General features: G+C 41.4%; 12 protein-coding genes and 1 riboswitch. Of the genes, 9 read left to right on the top strand and 3 right to left on the bottom strand.

Features of this window, described 5'->3' with window-relative positions; all coding sequences use genetic code 11:
• Positions 1–327 precede the first annotated feature (327 nt).
• Positions 328–1,596, top strand: coding sequence for a metallophosphoesterase family protein (locus tag AC622_RS13880; RefSeq protein WP_049671604.1), 1,269 nt, complete (start codon positions 328–330; stop codon positions 1,594–1,596).
• Positions 1,593–5,123, top strand: a complete 3,531-nt coding sequence (locus AC622_RS13875) for a YhaN family protein (RefSeq protein ID WP_049671603.1) — start codon at positions 1,593–1,595, stop codon at positions 5,121–5,123. The genes AC622_RS13880 and AC622_RS13875 overlap by 4 nt, the downstream gene beginning before the upstream one ends.
• 40 nt (positions 5,124–5,163) lie before the next feature.
• On the opposite strand, the gene AC622_RS13870 is transcribed toward AC622_RS13875, so the two are convergent.
• Positions 5,164–5,994 carry a formate/nitrite transporter family protein gene (locus AC622_RS13870; protein WP_049671602.1) on the bottom strand — a complete coding sequence of 277 codons (831 nt, stop codon included), beginning with the start codon at positions 5,992–5,994 and terminating at the stop codon, positions 5,164–5,166.
• Positions 5,995–6,505: 511 nt separating this feature from the next.
• On the opposite strand from AC622_RS13870, the gene AC622_RS13865 reads away from it, so the two are divergent.
• The 6 genes from AC622_RS13865 (at position 6,506) to AC622_RS13840 (ending at position 14,190) form a co-directional block, all read left to right on the top strand.
• Positions 6,506–8,089: a peptide chain release factor 3 gene (locus AC622_RS13865; protein WP_049671601.1), complete on the top strand. Its 1,584-nt coding sequence runs from the start codon at positions 6,506–6,508 to the stop codon at positions 8,087–8,089.
• A 112-nt stretch (positions 8,090–8,201) separates the two neighbouring features.
• Entirely contained in the window at positions 8,202–9,299 is a 1,098-nt protein-coding gene (locus tag AC622_RS13860; protein ID WP_049671600.1) for an SDR family oxidoreductase, read from the top strand.
• 15 nt (positions 9,300–9,314) lie between these two features.
• The gene (locus tag AC622_RS13855) at positions 9,315–10,871 is read left to right on the top strand and encodes an aldehyde dehydrogenase family protein (RefSeq protein ID WP_082197147.1); all 1,557 of its coding nucleotides are present in this window, start codon (positions 9,315–9,317) and stop codon (positions 10,869–10,871) included.
• Positions 10,872–10,965: 94 nt separating this feature from the next.
• Positions 10,966–11,069, top strand: a riboswitch (yybP-ykoY riboswitch).
• A gap of 82 nt (positions 11,070–11,151) precedes the next feature.
• Positions 11,152–11,931, top strand: a complete 780-nt coding sequence (locus tag AC622_RS13850) for a TerC family protein (RefSeq protein ID WP_049671599.1) — start codon at positions 11,152–11,154, stop codon at positions 11,929–11,931.
• Between the two features lie 262 nt (positions 11,932–12,193).
• Positions 12,194–12,949, top strand: coding sequence for an RNA polymerase sigma factor SigI (sigI, locus tag AC622_RS13845; protein ID WP_439802837.1), 756 nt, complete (start codon positions 12,194–12,196; stop codon positions 12,947–12,949).
• Positions 12,946–14,190 carry an anti-sigma factor domain-containing protein gene (locus tag AC622_RS13840; protein WP_049671597.1) on the top strand — a complete coding sequence of 415 codons (1,245 nt, stop codon included), beginning with the start codon at positions 12,946–12,948 and terminating at the stop codon, positions 14,188–14,190. The genes sigI and AC622_RS13840 overlap by 4 nt, the downstream gene beginning before the upstream one ends.
• 48 nt (positions 14,191–14,238) lie before the next feature.
• Here the strand turns inward: AC622_RS13840 and AC622_RS13835 are convergent, their stop codons facing one another.
• Positions 14,239–14,433 (bottom strand): alpha/beta-type small acid-soluble spore protein, encoded by a 195-nt coding sequence (locus tag AC622_RS13835; protein ID WP_049671596.1) that lies wholly within the window; start codon positions 14,431–14,433, stop codon positions 14,239–14,241.
• 187 nt (positions 14,434–14,620) lie between these two features.
• Here AC622_RS13835 and AC622_RS21260 point away from each other — a divergent pair, with 187 nt between their 5' ends.
• Positions 14,621–14,794 carry a hypothetical protein gene (locus AC622_RS21260; protein WP_197089939.1) on the top strand — a complete coding sequence of 58 codons (174 nt, stop codon included), beginning with the start codon at positions 14,621–14,623 and terminating at the stop codon, positions 14,792–14,794.
• Between the two features lie 66 nt (positions 14,795–14,860).
• Here the strand turns inward: AC622_RS21260 and AC622_RS13830 are convergent, their stop codons facing one another.
• Positions 14,861–16,618: a B12-binding domain-containing radical SAM protein gene (locus AC622_RS13830; protein ID WP_049671595.1), complete on the bottom strand. Its 1,758-nt coding sequence runs from the start codon at positions 16,616–16,618 to the stop codon at positions 14,861–14,863.
• Between the last annotated feature and the right edge of the window lie 248 nt (positions 16,619–16,866).

Below are 16,866 nucleotides of genomic sequence, written 5' to 3'. Positions count from 1 at the left end.
TATGATGATTGGTTCTGTTTATCTTACACCATAGTTAAATTCTTATAGATAAGCACGTATTGCCACGATATTTTACCTATGTAAGAGTATATACGAAGGGCTATCAATAAAAGTTTCAATCAAGTATAACCTGCTTCTTGGAAAATGAAGGAGAATATTTTGGATGAACGTGATGCATAAACAGATAAAAGAGGGTATACTACGAGATAGATGGGAACATATGTTCTGTCTTTTGTTTCCAGATAGATAATTGGACTAAAATCTATGTTATTCTATCACTAAGAGTGAAGAGAACTTGATGATTGCTTATAAGGAGGAAAAGGAATAATGGATTTCACATTTATTCATGCCGCCGATATTCATTTGGACAGTCCATTAAAAGGGTTGTCTCGATATGAAGGCGCTCCGGTTGGACGATTACGAAGCGCCACCCGTGAAGCCTTTACCAATCTCGTTGATTTAGCCATTGAAAGGCAAGTGGATTTTATCATCATTGCAGGAGATCTGTATGATGGTGATTGGAAGGACTATAATACGGGATTATACTTTGCCAGTGAAATGGCACGGCTTCAAAAAGAGCAGATTCCCGTGTTCATGATCAAAGGAAACCATGATGCGGCAAGTGTAATCACGAAGGAAATTAAGCTGCCTGACAATGTTCATATGTTTGATGTGAAGAAATGCGGAAGCGTGAAGCTGGATGATATCGGCGTGGTCATCCATGGTCAAGGATTCAGCACGAGAGCGGTTCTTGATAATTTGGTCAAAGGATATCCCAATAGTGTGGATGGCTATTACAATATCGGCATTCTTCATACTTCTGCCGGCGGGCGGGAAGGGCATGAAAACTATGCTCCCTGCTCGATTGAGGATATGAAAGGAAAAGGGTACGATTATTGGGCACTTGGCCATATTCATAAGAGAGAATATCTGAGTGAGAAAGAGCCAGTTATCTTATTTCCTGGTAATATTCAAAGCCGACATAGTAAAGAAACGGGTCCGAAAGGCTGTACACTTGTTGAGGTCGAGGGCGGTACATTAAAAGATATGACTCATATGCCTCTTGATGTTCTCAGATGGGAGGTAATTGATGCGGATTTAACTGGAGTCACTCAGTATGAAGAGTGGATGGCACAAATCGAGCAAGAAATCGAAAAGGCCTATGATTTGGCGGATGGAAGGATGCTCGCTCTCCGCTTTATTCTGAATGGACAAACCCCTCTCCATTTTGAGCTGGCAAGTGATAGGGACAGGGTTCTGAATGATTTGCGTTCAATGGCTTTTTCAATTGGAAACGGAGATATATGGATAGAAAAGGTCAAGCTCAAGACAACTGCGTTGAATTCATTATCAGAAGCGTCCAATTCAACTCCGGTTACAGGAATATTGGAGTGGCTTGATGACATGTCATATGAAGAGATGCTTCAAGAAATCAAGGAGGAATTTCAATCGCTTCATAATGCGCTTCCTATGGACCTGAAACGCGGCGATGAGCCCGTTATACCAGATACGGCAGATGCTTTGAGAGAAAAAATTCAAGCAGCTAAAGATATCATTAATGAAGGATTGCTTATGGACAGGGGGAAACATTCATGAGGTTTGACAGGCTAGAAATTGAGGCCTTTGGGCATTTTACGAATTATTCGATCCCGTTTGATCAAGGACATTCCTTTCATGTGTTATACGGCAATAATGAAGCAGGGAAAAGTACCTTGCTGCGCTCGATTACCCAGCTTTTATACGGCATTCCTCACAATTCTAAGGATTCTTTCCTGCATCCGAATACAAAGCTTCGTATAGGAGGAACCATTTCGAATGCAGCAGGGGATACGATCAAGTTCTATCGGAGAAAAGGGAAGACAAAGACCCTTCTAGATGAGAATGGAGAAGCAATTCCAGATAACTCATTGGTACCGTATATCAATGTCTTATCAGAAGATACCTTTCGTTCTATGTTCGCCTTGAATCATGAAACCTTGCGTGAAGGCGGAGAAGCCTTGCTTGCGAGTAATGGGCATGTTGGTGAGAGTCTTTTTGCTGCTGCATCCGGCATCAATGCAATTAAACAAGTTATGGGGCAGCTAGACTCAGCCAGCAAGGAACTTTATAAGGCAGGTGGGTCAAAACCGCCGATTAATGAACTAATTCGTAAGGAAAAGGAATTAACGAAGAAAGCCAATGAATCTCTCATGCTGGCAAGGCGATGGAAGGAATTGGAGAAGGAATACACAGATGGAAAGGCTGTTATTTCAGAATTGAGGGAGAAACAGGCTCAAGTTTCCGCTCGAATTAATAAGCTTGAGAAGCTGCGCAAAGCTTCACCTAAGCTTGCTGAAAGAAAGCTATTATTGGACAAATTAGCCCCCTATGAATCGATTCCAACTCTTCCTCATGATTGTTCCCTCCAAAGGAGAGAACTATCCAAAATCATTCGCTCTTGTGCAGAAACGGCACAAACAGCAAAGGCAGAAGCGGATAACCTAAAGGAAAAGCTGGCCCAGCTTTCAGTTGATGAGAACATATTGAAAGAAGAATCCGTTATCCAATCCTTAAACGGTGATATTGGTGCCTATGAGAAAGAAAAACGTGATTATGAGAATCTGAAAGAGCGGGCTGAAGTCTGCCGAAAACAATTAGATGATCTCCTTCAGAATATGGGCTTTATGAGCATGGAGGCTGTAGAAATGGAAAATCTTCGAATTCAGCCTGCACGTAAAGAGAAAATTCGTTCCCTGCATGAAAACCATCGAATCCTAAAAAGTTCTATTTCTGAGCTGCGCCTGCGGATTACGGCAATGGAAGAAGTTGTTTCTTTGAAGAAACAGGAATGGGAGAATTATGGCGAGCTTCATTCACTTGATGATTTACAAGCTGCATTAGCGGCTGCTCATGATGAAGGGAAACTTGAGGATAGGATTGCTGAATTGCAAGCTGAATTAAAAGATATGCAGGATTCCATTGATGAGCAATTAAAGACTTTGCCGCTCTGGAACGGAGGAAGGACGGAATTTGCCGGACTTCATATACCAATCTTAGAAGAGACGATTGAGCAATTCATGAAAGAAGAGAAGACATACAAGGAAGATGTTCTTGCTTGGAAACAAAAGTTTGTTACGGAGGAAGAATTGCTTTCCTCCGCCCGTGCTGCTCTCCGTGATCTTGAAGCGAGTACAGTTATCCCAACAGAGGAAAACCTAAAGAAAGCAAGACGAAATCGGGATGAGAGTTGGAAACTGGTTCGCCGTACATTAGATGGTCAGAAGTTGACGGAAGCGGAAATTGCCCGTTATGCAGGAGAAAACAAGCTTACCGACATTTATGAATCCCAATTAGAAAAAGCGGATGAATTGGCAGATGTTATGAGACATGAGTCTGCGAAGGTGGGCATGAAGCAGAAATACTTGAATGATATAGATGAAGCAGTAAACCGTATGGAAGGGTACAAACGTAAGCTGGAACACCTAGATGATGTGGGCCGTCAATTATATGGCAAATGGAATGCACTTTGGCAAGAGAATGGGATTACGCCCCTTTCTCCGCAAGAAATGAAGGCATGGATGTCTAAGTATAGAGAAATAAAGTATTTGCTTTCACAATGCCAAAAGAAAGAGCATGCCTGCAGCAAGCTGAACGAGCAGAGTCAACTGCTGAAGAAAAGGCTGTATGATGCGTTGGCATCTGTTACTAAGTTGAATGTATCCTATCAAGATTACTCATTGGCCCGCTGGATAAAGGAAGCGACTGTCTTTAAGGATAAAGAATCAGCCCGCAGCCTTGAAAAACAGGCATTGGAATCTGATTGGAAGAATAAGCGAATAGCTCTTCTCGAGATGGAGAATGAATTGAAAGAGAAGAATCGCCAATACGTAGACTGGAAGGATGAGTGGGCGGAAGCGGTATGTCCCATTCAACTTGATGGGACGTGTCCAACGGATACGGCTCTTGAAAGAGTCGAACGTTATGACCGGTGTGTAAAGCTTTATGATGAATGGATTGAACTGAGTGCGAGAATGAATGCGAGCAGAATGTTTGTCCAAGATTTTGAACAGAAAATCGGCTATCTTCTTGATCAGGTAAACTGGCCGAAACAAGGCAATATTCAATCGTTGGTTTATAAGCTGGCGGATGAATTAAAGAAGCAGCTGCAGAATAAACGTGATAAAGAGGATTGGAATCGTCAGTTAGAGGAGTGCTTGGCTGGGTATGAAACAGCCTCTCAGAAGCAGCAAGCAGCTGAAGAATCGCTATGTGGCCTACTCTCACTTGCCGGTGTTCAGACAGTGGATGAATTACAGGCTGTGGAGGAGCAATATGCAGCTAAGCAAGATTTAACGAGAAGGATCAATGAGCTCGATCTCGTTCTTCAGGAAATAGCAGGAAGCGGGTCCATTGATGAACTTGAGCAGGAGATTGCAGAGCAAGATATGGAGCATCTTGAAGGGCACTTGACAGAATTGGAGCTTGAGCAAAAGGAGCTCGATGAAAACTGTTCTGCTGCCTACCAATCATTTGGGGTTTGTAAGAAAGAGTATGAAGAGAAGATTCACGGAAGTTCAGTTACGTCTGTTATGGCGACTGAAGAAAGGGAATCAGTGATAGCAGACCTTTCAGCCCTTTGTGAGCAATACGTCGAAAAGAGACTAGCTGTTATGATCTTGCAAAAGGGAATAGAATATTATCGAGCACAGAATCAAAATCCTATTTTAACGAGGGCTTCAACATTGTTTGCCCGCCTGACAGAGTATAGCTTTGAAGGACTTACCGTTGATTATAATGAGAAGGATGAGGAAGTTCTTCTTGGAATCAGGAATGGAGAGAAAATTGGGATTGATGCAATGAGCGATGGTACAATGGATCAGCTGTACCTGGCTTTGCGTGTTGCGAGCATCGAGAAATATTGTGAGGACAACGAACCGGTTCCGTTTATTGTGGATGATATTCTCGTTCATTTTGACAATAAACGCTCTAAGGTTACACTCGAGGTCCTGGCAGAATTATCAAAAGCAACACAAATCATCTTCTTTACTCATCATGCCCATTTAGTCGAACTGATAGAAGATACTTTAAACGAAACAGATTATCAGTTCATAGAAATTAATAAGGAAGCTGTCATGCAAGGATAAAAAAACGAGCAGATTATGTCTGCTCGTTTTTTGGTGATTATTATTTTGCTTTTTCTGCGATTTCATCTACGCGATTAAGATTATCCTCTAAGCTTAATTTTGTAGCAGATTTGCTTAAGAATTGATACAGCATACCAACGAAGACAGCGCCGCCGACAATGTTGCCGATTGTTACTGGAATCAGATTATAAATGGCTGCCCCAATGGAGATTGTATCAGGGTGTGGAGAAATCAACGCGATAGAGAATAAAGAAAGGTTTGCGATACTGTGCTCAAAACCGGAGCTGAAGAACAAGAATACGACAAGAACCATCATCGCCATTTTTGCTCCATCGCCTTTCACTTGCGTTGGCAAGAATACCGCTAAACATACGAGCCAGTTACAAAGAATTCCTTTGAAGAAAAGGGCCGTAACGGATCCGTGCATTTTATAAGAAACAATCTCATGTAATAAATGATCGTTTGGAATATGGCTGAAAATACCGGTGAAATAAAAGAGAATGGCTAAGAAAATAGCTCCAGCTGCATTCCCTAAATAACAAGCAACCCAGTTTCGTCCAATATCACGTAATTGAACCTCATTACGCATATAAGCAACTGTGAAATAGGAAGTATTGCCCGTAAATAATTCAGCACCGCCATATGTAATCAAAATCAAGGCGATACCAAAGAATAATGCCGGGAAAAGGTAAGCGAATGGCGAATCAGCCACACGGAAGTATTCACCTGTACGGAAGCATGTGACAATTAGGAATCCGACAAAGATACCTGCCAGCATAGCTCGAATAAAATAATGAAGTGGATAATGATCCAATAGTCTTTTCTTCTTGTGGGCAAGCGCCACAAAATACTTCAGACCTTGTTCTTCCATAATGTAGTCCTCCTGGTGTAGATAATTAGATATTTAGTAAGCATTAATTAACCTACTATACATGTCCTAAATTATCAATTCTATTTAAGGTAAAAAATTAATAGTAAATTCTTCTTATCCTTTTAAATGGTATGATTACCAATTCTTGATTACGGGTAATGTTCCTTAAAGGATGGTGATACTGATGAAGAATAGAGTCATGAAAAGAATTCTAGTCGCAGCAGCACCAGCTGTTATTGGCTATTTGTCTAAACGTTTTTTTGGGAAAAAGAAGCGAGTAGCATAAAGATTAATGACGGGCTATCGGCCCGTTTTTTTTAATGCCTTTTTGCCCTAAACATAATTTGCCCGGAAAATAGTCCTTTACTATTGATTTAGCCAATTGACTATATTTAACTTGATGTGAGAAAATATGTCTGTTTGACCAAGGATTTATTGAGGCAATTATTCACATAATGATTTCCTGCATGGTATAGTGGAAAGATGGACTTTTATATAAAGGATGGCATATATGACAAATTTAAAAGAGCAAATAGAATCTAGACGAACCTTTGCGATTATTTCCCACCCGGATGCGGGGAAAACAACATTAACAGAGAAACTGTTGTTGTTCGGCGGTGCAATCCGTGATGCTGGGACAGTTAAAGGACGGAAAACAGGAAAATACGCAACAAGTGACTGGATGGAGATTGAAAAGCAGCGTGGAATCTCCGTAACCTCCAGTGTTATGCAATTTGACTATAAGGGAACTCGGGTCAATATTCTCGATACCCCAGGTCACCAAGACTTCAGTGAAGATACGTATCGTACATTGATGGCAGTCGACAGTGCCGTCATGATTATTGATGCAGCGAAAGGGATTGAGGCGCAGACCTTGAAGCTTTTCAAGGTTTGCCGCATGAGAGGAATCCCTATCTTTACCTTTATTAATAAAATGGACCGCCAAGGGAAAACACCGCTTGAGCTGCTTGCTGAGCTTGAAGAGGTGCTTGGTATTGAATCTTATCCGATGAACTGGCCAATGGGCATGGGGAAAGATTTCTTTGGGATTTATGACCGCTTCTACAATCGAATCGAAATGTTCAAGGCAGAAGAAGAGGATCGTTTCATCCCGCTTAACGAGGACGGAGAAGTAGAAGGAAACCACCACCCAGGCCTGGATGAAGCTTTGTATGAGGAAACGCTTGAAGAAGTGATGCTCCTAAATGAAGCGGGGAATGAATTCTCCCGTGATAAGGTATTAGAAGGTGAACTCATTCCTGTATTCTTTGGAAGTGCCTTGACGAATTTTGGCGTTCAAACATTCTTGGATACGTATTTAGAATTTGCTCCAATGCCTAGTCCAAGGGAATCCTCTGTTGGACCGATAGAGCCTGTTCAGGAAATGTTCTCTGGCTTTATCTTTAAGATTCAGGCAAATATGAACCCAATGCACCGTGACCGCATTGCGTTCTTCCGTATTTGCTCCGGTAAGTTTGAAAGAGGCATGAATGTGACGTTAAGCCGGACAGGAAAGCCGATGAAGCTCAACAATTCTACTCAGTTCCTGGCGGAGGAGCGAAATAATGTTTCAGAGGCAGTTGCTGGTGATATTATCGGTCTATACGATACAGGAACCTACCAAATCGGAGACACGCTAACATCTGGCAAGGAGGCCTTCTCCTTTGAGAAGCTGCCGCAGTTTACGCCTGAGATGTTCGTGAGAGTTAGTGCGAAAAACGTACTTAAGCAGAAGCACTTCCATAAAGGGATTAACCAGCTTGTCCAGGAAGGCGCTATTCAGCTCTTCAAAACAGTGGGGATTGAATCATATATCCTTGGTGCGGTAGGTCAGCTTCAGTTTGAAGTATTTGAGCATCGGATGAAGAATGAATATAATACTGAAGTTATAATGGAGCGCATGGGAGATAAGATTGCACGGTGGACGACAAATGAGAAGGTTGATGAGAAGCTTTCTAGCTCAAGAAGCTTGCTGGTCCGTGATCGTTATGACCAGTATGCCTTCTTGTTTGAAAATGATTTCGCCTTGCGTTGGTTCCAGGAGAAGAATCCAGATATTGAATTATATAATCCAATGGATCAGCATGAAAGATAATTACATTGCTGCCTCTTTATAAAGAGGCAGTTTTTTCATGGTGAAAAACAGTTGACATATTTTTCCGAATGTTCTTACAATGGTGTAAAGTCTTAAGGGAGTGGTTTAGGAGATGGATCATGTATATTTTTTTACAGGGTTTCCTGGTTTTATTTCAAATCAGCTTATACGGGAGTTGCTGGATACGGATAAGAGCTTCAATAAACTTGTGGCAATTGTTCTTCCCTCCCAGGTCGAAAAAGCGCAGAATGAAAGATACCAAATTATGCAGGAATTTCATTTAGGGGAAGAACAATTTCAGCTTGTAGCGGGTGATATCTCTAAACCGAATTTAAATATGACCGGAAATGAAATCGGTTTCAACAGAGAGGATATTACCCATGTCTTCCATTTAGCTGCCATTTATGATTTGGCTGTGCCGAGAGAGATTGCCTATTCAGTCAATGTGGATGGAACAAGAAACATGAATGAATTCGTCAGGTCCTTATCCAATCTTAAGCGCTATACATACTTCAGTACGGCATATGTGGCCGGCCGGCGGGAAGGGAATCTTTATGAGGATGAACTGGTCAGGCCAGAAGCATTTAAGAATTATTATGAAGAGACAAAATATGAGGCAGAGGTGCTTGTTCGGTCATTGATGCCTGAATTGCCAGTTACGATTATTCGTCCCGGAATTGTAAAGGGGAGTACGACGACAGGGGAAACCATCAAATTTGACGGTCCATATTTTATCTTGAACTTTCTTGATAAGATTCGTTTCATGCCAATCATTCCTTCTATTACAAAGTCGGTTTGTGTCATTAATCTAGTTCCAGTTGATTATATCATTCAGGCAACCGCTTACTTAAGCTTGAATGATAAAGGAAAAGGGAAAACCTATCATTTAACCGATCCAAAACCGTATACAGTTACCGAAGTTTATCGGATGTTTTCCACCATGTATAATGGAAAGGAACCGAAAGGCTATATTCCTTTCATACTGACGAAAGCGATGCTAAAGATCAAACCCGTTCGGAAATATTTTGGTGTGGAAGTGGAATCACTTGATTATTTCACCTGGAAGGGGTACTTTGACTGCAGCAATGCCAAGCGTGACCTTGAAGGGAGCGGGATCAGCTGCCCTGATTTTAAAGACGGGGTTATGCCTATGATTGATTACTATAGGGCTAATAAGAAGCGTACAGAATACCATATTGAGATTACATAAGGAGGAATGAAAGGTATGCAGGCTGTGAATAAAGAAAAGACGAAAGTATATGCGCCAGCTACTGGAGAGCTCATCATGGAATACGAGGAAACGCCTGCTATACAAGCCGCTGATATGATGGAAAGGGCCAAATCGGCCTTCTGGGGATGGAGTGCGTTATCTGTCCGTGAGCGTGTTTCCTATATCAAAAATTTACGAGAGGCAGTAGTAGAGGATATCGATGCTATTGCAGAACTAATCGCCAAGGATGTAGGAAAGGTAAGGACAGATGCCCTTGTCGCTGATATTATGCCGTCACTTGATGCCATGCTTCATGTTGAGAAGCATGCAGAAAAGACCCTCAGAAGCCAAAAGGTGAAAACGCCCTTTCTATTGATGGGCAAGAAATCCATGGTTGAGTACATGCCAATGGGTACGGTGCTTGTTATTTCACCGTGGAATTATCCATTCTTACTATCATTATCCCCGATGTTGTCTGCACTGGCTGCAGGTAATACGGTGATATTGAAACCATCAGAGGTTACACCAGCGGTGGGAATATTAATCGAATCCCTTTTTGAGAAAGCAAAATTCCCGCCGAATGTCGTTCAGGTTGCTCATGGCGGAAAAGAGCTCGGGGCAAGCCTGACAAATGCTAAGCCAGATTATATCTTCTTCACTGGCTCTGTCGCTACAGGGAAGATTATTCAGCAAGCAGCTGCGAGAGACTTAATTCCAACCACTTTAGAGCTTGGCGGCAAGGACCCAATGATTGTCTTGCAGGATGCTGACCTGAAACGTGCGGCAGAGGGAGCTGCCTGGGGTGCCTTTACGAACAGCGGTCAAGTATGTATGAGCGTAGAACGGCTGATTATAGAAGAAATGGTGATGGAGCCATTCTTAGAGGAGCTTCTGCCTCTCGTGAATCAATTAAAGCAAGGGTCCGGAGCGGATGATGATATCGGTTCGATGACCTCGCGCATGCAGATTGACATCGTTAAACAACAGGTTGAGGATGCACTTGAAAAAGGGGCTGTCCTTCTTGCAGGGGAACATCCATCCAAGTGGGATCTTGACTCCATGTTCATAAAACCCCTTATCCTCTCCCAGGTGACAGAGGATATGATGATTATGCAGGAGGAAACCTTTGGTCCTGTATTGCCTATTATTTCTGCAGAGGATGAAGAGGACGCTGTGAGGATAGCTAACGGGACTCGGTATGGACTGAATGCGAGTGTATGGTCTAGAGATAAGGAGAAGGCTCGGAGAATTTCATCGAGGCTTCAATCAGGGGCTGTTTTGATTAATGATGTGCTAATTACGGTTGCTAATAATAATCTGCCATTTGGCGGAGTAAAGGACAGCGGAATTGGAAGATATCATGGAGAGAATGGAATCCGAATGTTCTGTCATGAGAAAGCTGTGATGGAGGATTTGGGATACAAAAAATCGGAAATACAATGGTACCCTTATAAAGAGAAATATGAGTCATTCCGTAATCTTCTTGTTGCTAATTTTGGAAAGTCTCGATCCTTTAATGACGTATTGAAGGAATATCTAAAATTAATTAGAATGACTAAATCAAAATCTTAATTCTATCTTATCCTGCAGATTGCTAGACTGTAAAAATATTATACTTGCAGAAGTTGAGCATACCACCTATAATGAAACATACAAACCAATATGAACCCAATTCAAAGGGGAGTAGCGTTAGGGAAACCTAAAACAAAGTCGTCATTACATGGATCGTATCCATCGGCTTTGTTGGCATTTATTGATTTAAAAATGCTTAGCAAGACCTTTGCCAGTAAGTTTAATTACTAGGCAGGGGTCTTTTTTGTTGGATTGGAAAATAAAGGAGGTAATTATTTAGATGGATGCAGCATTAATACTAGAGTATGCATGGGTTTTATTAGTACTAATTGGATTAGAGGGAATTCTAGCGGCTGATAATGCGGTGGTTATGGCTGTTATGGTCAAGCATTTACCGAAGGAACAGCAGCGTAAAGCCTTATTCTATGGATTGGTCGGAGCTTTTGTATTGAGGATTGGTTCATTATTCCTGATTTCCTTCCTCGTAAATGTATGGCAGATACAAGCGATTGGTGCGGCGTACTTACTCTATATCATGATTAACTATCTAATCAAGCATTATATGATTAAGTCGGATAATGGCAAGGTCAAGGAAAGAAAACAATCCGGCTTCTGGATGACTGTTGTGAAGGTCGAAATTGCTGACCTCGCCTTCGCAATTGATTCAATGCTTGCGGCAGTTGCGCTTGCAGTGACTCTTCCTGAAGTGGGTAACTTCCATATTGGCGGTATTAACGGCGGACAATTTATTGTCATGTTCTTAGGCGGATTCGTTGGATTGATTATTATGAGGTTCGCTGCAACGAAATTCGTTGTATTGTTAAACAAACGTCCTTCACTTGAAACAGCAGCCTTCTTAGTTGTCGGCTGGGTCGGTGTGAAATTGGCAGTCGTTACTCTCGCGCACCCAAGTGTTGGTATTCTAAATGAACACTTCCCGCATTCAACTGTGTGGAAAGCAATCTTCTGGACAGTCTTAGTAGCCATTGTAGTCGTAGGCTGGTTTGTGTCCGGTAAATCAGTAGAAAGACAAGTTGGCGAAGATTCCAAAATCGATTAATAGGAAAAAATCCGTATGCTATTATGCATACGGATTTTTTTATGAGGAAATATTACCTAAATTTTCTCTCTACCCCCTTTAATTAAATAGGACAATCGAATCATATAGGGAGGCTGATAATGATCAGTAAAGGAGGGCAGCTAATCTAACATCCAGATAGGGTACAGAAAAAAGTTATAGAAAAGTGCATGGTTTTTAAAAATGTATCTATTCCCTCTATAACCTATTTTTACATCCTGTGGTATAATTTGTGCAGGGTGGGGTGAATTCTATGTTAGGAATGTTCTTTCCAAGTCTGAGGAAACGTCAGTGTCTGGAAGAAATGATGCATTCAATACAAAATGGGGATTTTGATCTACGCAATGACCTCATAGAACAATACAAACCGTTTATAAAAAAATCAGTCTCCTCCGTATGCAAACGATACATAACAGAAACAGATGATGAATTTAGCATAGGGTTAATTGCTTTTAATGATGCAATAGACCGATTCTCCTATGAAAAGGGGACGGCGTTATTGGCATTTGCTGATACGATGATTAAGCGTAGAGTCATCGATCATCTTAGATCACAATCAAGAAAAAACCAAGAACTATCGATAGAGTTCGGAGTTTATTCAGAGGAAGGATATGCACAAAGTCCTCTTGAAGCAGAAAGATCGATTGAATTCCATAAGGAAGAGCTCGATGCGGAGCAAAGAAGAGATGAAATATTACGCTTTACCAATATATTGACATCTTTCGGGATTACCTTCAGCCAATTGGTTCAAGCGTCGCCCAAGCATGCGGATGCGAGAAAGAATGCTGTCTCCATTGCCAGAATTGTGGCAGAGGATCCGCTCATGCTTGAGTATCTCTTTCATAAGAAGAAGCTGCCGCTGAAAAAATTAGAAGACAAGGTGAATGTTTCCCGTAAGACGATTGAAAGGAACCGGATTTATATTGTGGCAATGGTGCTGATTCTTACAGGTGATTACCAGTTTTTGAGTGACTACTTAAAGGGGGTGCTTAAGGATTGAAGCAAGGGGTCATTATGGATATTTCCGGAAACAAGCTGAAGGTATTGACACCTGATGGCGATTTTTTAGAAATCAAAAATGACAATGAATTTAATCAAATTGGGGACCTCGTCTACTTTGAACCTCAATCTGCAACCAACCTTAAAAATAACCTCTCATCCAGGAAGGGAATAACAGCTAAAGCAATGCTCGCATTGGCTGTATCTATTTTATTGATTTTCAGCCTATTACCAATGGCTATGAATGACTCGACGGTTTATGCATATGTCAGCATGGATGTAGACTCAAGCATTGAATTAAGCGTTTCAGATGAGATGGAAGTATTGGATATAGAAGGTATTGATGAAGAAGGGGAAGAGATGCTCTCTGCTCTAGAGGGATGGCGGAATCAAGATATTGCTATTGTGGTCGCTCAAATACTCTTGCTCATGCAAAAGGAAGGAAAGCTAGGAGAGAACAATGAAATCGTATTCTCGACAGTAGTCCTTGATAAAGACAAGAACCTGGAAGAACATCTTGAAAGAAAGCTGTCCACTGTTGAAGAAAAAGGGATAAAATCTGTGGTTATAGAGACTCAAAAAGCAACGGTTGATGACAGGAAAAAGACAAAAAATGAAGATGTTTCAACTGACTCGTATATAGAGGATCAAACAGATAAAGAACGAGAGAAACAAGTGGACAAGAAAGAAGCTGTTCCAAAAGAGGAAAGTCCAGAGACACCTTCAAAAAAAGAGGATAAAGCTTCAAGCGATAAAAAGTCATCGGGACAAATAGAGCGACAAAATGAACATCCAACTGATGGAAAGAAAGCTTCTCCCAAAACGCCTGTGCAGAAAAAAGAAAAATCAAGAAATGAAAGCTCGTCTGCACCTGTAAAGGAAAAGAAAAATCAATCGCAAGGTCCAGTGAAAAGTTCCTCCAACAGCGTTCAAGCAAAAGAGAAAAAGGAAACCAAAAGGCAAGAACCGCAAAAACATCGAAGTGTGCATGAAACAAAGCAAGGACAGCCTGATAAACGTGTGCAGCAGCGGGATTCAAATAAAAAGGAATCCAAAGAGCGAGAATTAAAGAAGAACAATGATAATCGGTCAAACAATCAAAGAAATGACTGGAATAAACCAAGCCATTCCGACCAAAAAAATGAAAAATTCAGGGGGAATGGGCATAAAGAAAATCCTAAGGGAACTAATGGCAAAGAAAAAAAGCAGGAAGATGACAGAGGTCATCATGGTCATCGATAAATAAAAGAAATGCCCGGATACAGCTATCCGGGCATTTCTATGCCATCATTATTCAGTTTTACCTGACATTTGGGACTGAGCCAGTTTCACAAGCTGTTTAGTGATTTCTCCGCCAACAGAACCATTTGCACGAGCTACGGTATCTGAACCTAAAGTCACTCCAAATTCCGCCGCAATCTCATATTTATATTGGTCAAGCATCTCTTGGACACCTGGAACAAGCAATTTATTTCGGCTTGCCATTCTTATGCACCTCTATCTTTCATTATTGCTGGAATCTGATATTCCGCCTTCATAATATGCTTGTCAAACGGCCTCTTCATTCGGTTTAAACGATGGATGAGGAGGTATCGTTTCCCTTTCCGCACAATGCATGAATAGAGTGATTTGGACAAATAGTAATGGTGAGCTTTAGGAAGAAAGGACGATCATGATGAAGAGAAAAGCACAATTTGATGCCGCAGAGAAAACAAGCAAAACACCTAGAAGAAATTTAAGAGAGACTAATGAACATGAGACTGAGTTTTCTGCAGAGTTTTCTGGAGGAGAGGATGCGATGAAAGGCTTTAACCGCAACTCTAAGCATGGACGAAAAGGGAAATGAAGTGAAAATAAAAGAAGCATACTTGGCACCGTAAAAGGCGGTATCCCGAGTATGCTTCCATTTGGTTTAAGATAAAAGGGTTTCTGGTTCAGTAAAGAAGAGCTTGCTGCAGCCCTCTTTTGGATTGAAATAGGCTAGTACAAGATTTTTCTTGGAGCGGTACTCACCTGTTTGTTGATAATGTGAATAATCAATATCTATTTCTTCGATTAAGACATGCTTGTACATATCCTTTTCATTTAGCTTAAGCGAAGCGAAGTCGGCGCTTATTCGTTCAGGCTCATGAATAGCTGCTTGATAATATGGCGACTTTTCCTGCTTGGTCATGGTTGTATCCCACCAAGGTTTGCGCGGCTTGAAGGAAAGGTTCTCTAGATAATCAACTTTTAGAAGGGATACAAGCATATCCTGGTTTTCTGGATAGGCCTGTTGATTAAATTCTACAAGGCGCTTAAATAGATCCTCTGGCTGATGGCCGATTCTTGACCAGTTCTTGTCCTCCCAATAGGAACCGAATTCCTGGAAGAAATCAAACGGAGATGGATATACCATGCTGACGAGATATTCTACGCCATGGTCCATGCGATGGTCATTCCAATACTTCTCGAGCACATCTTCCACTTGTTTGATACGGATAATATCCGTAAATGGCATGACATTATTGCTTACAATTTCATATGGTGCTTGGTCCATGTATTCATAATTCCATTGCTTTGCCTGACTGCGAAGGCCCGTGCCGCGCAGCATCTTCAAGAATCCAAGCTGAAGCTCCTCTGGCCGCATTTCGAAAACATCATTAAACGTTTTACGGAAGGAATCATAATTCTCCTCTGGAAGACCTGCAATTAAATCCAAATGCTGATCCACCTTAGCGCCATCCTTAATCATGGTGACGGTACGTTTAAGCTTCTCGAAATTTTGTTTCCGTTTTACAAGCTCGTTTGTATAATCATTCGTTGATTGAACCCCAATTTCAAAACGGAACAGCCCCTTTGGAGCTTCCTTGTTCAAATACTCGATGACCTCAGGCTTCATAATATCAGCGGTAATTTCAAATTGGAATACACAGCCGGGTTCATGCTCGCGAATTAAAAAGTCAAAAATATCAAGAGCATAGCTGCGGCTGATATTAAAGGTGCGGTCCATGAACTTAATGGTTTTAGCACCATTTTTCATGAGGAAGCGAATGTCATCCTTGATTCGTTCCCGATCAAAAAAACGCACACCGGTTTCAATTGAACTTAAACAGAACTGGCAATTGAAGGGGCAGCCTCTGCTTGTTTCTATATACGTAATCCGTTTTGAAAGATTCGGAATATCCTCTTCAAATCGGAAGGGAGAGGGCAAGGTTTTTAAGTCAACTTTGGCAGCGGGCGGCGTGATGACCGGTTTGTCCCCTTCTAGAAAGGCAATCCCATGGACTTGGCGGAAGTCTTTCTTTCCATCTATTTCAGCAAGCAGGTTCTTGAAGGTGGCTTCCCCTTCACCAATGACAATAAAATCAACACCTGGTATTTCTCTCAGCCAAAAGAAAGGGTCATAAGTGACCTCGGGTCCCCCGAGAATAATATGAACATTAGGAAGGACCTTTTTTAAGATTGTACCAACCTTTTTAATCTCTTCCATATTCCAAATGTAGCAGCTAAATCCAATTACATCAGGGTTTCGCTTATATAGGTCAGTGACTATGTTCATGACTGGATCTTTAATCGTGTATTCAACTATTTCAACATTGTATTCAGGTGCAGCATAAGCCTTTAAGTAGCGCAGGGCCAAATTCGTATGAATATACTTGGCGTTAAGCGTTGTTCCAATAATTTTCATGTTCGTGCAATACGTCCTTTCAGCATGATTCTAGCACTAATCTTAACATATTTATGTATATGAGTAACAGGAATGGACGGAATTCCCTTTTTGTTTTTGAAGACAGACGAAGAGGCTAGGACAGAACGAAATAAAGGATCCTCAGAAACGAATGATTGGAACTTATTCTTCCTACTCAATAGCAGTTGGAAATACAAGTCCGTTCCATTTTGCGAAATGCACTCGCTTTCCTCTGCTTCCCGCAGGAG

Origin of the sequence: Bacillus sp. FJAT-27916, assembly GCF_001183965.1 — a bacterium.
Taxonomy (GTDB): Bacteria; Bacillota; Bacilli; order Bacillales; family Pradoshiaceae; genus Pradoshia.
This window is presented reverse-complemented; position numbering and strand designations above follow the sequence as displayed.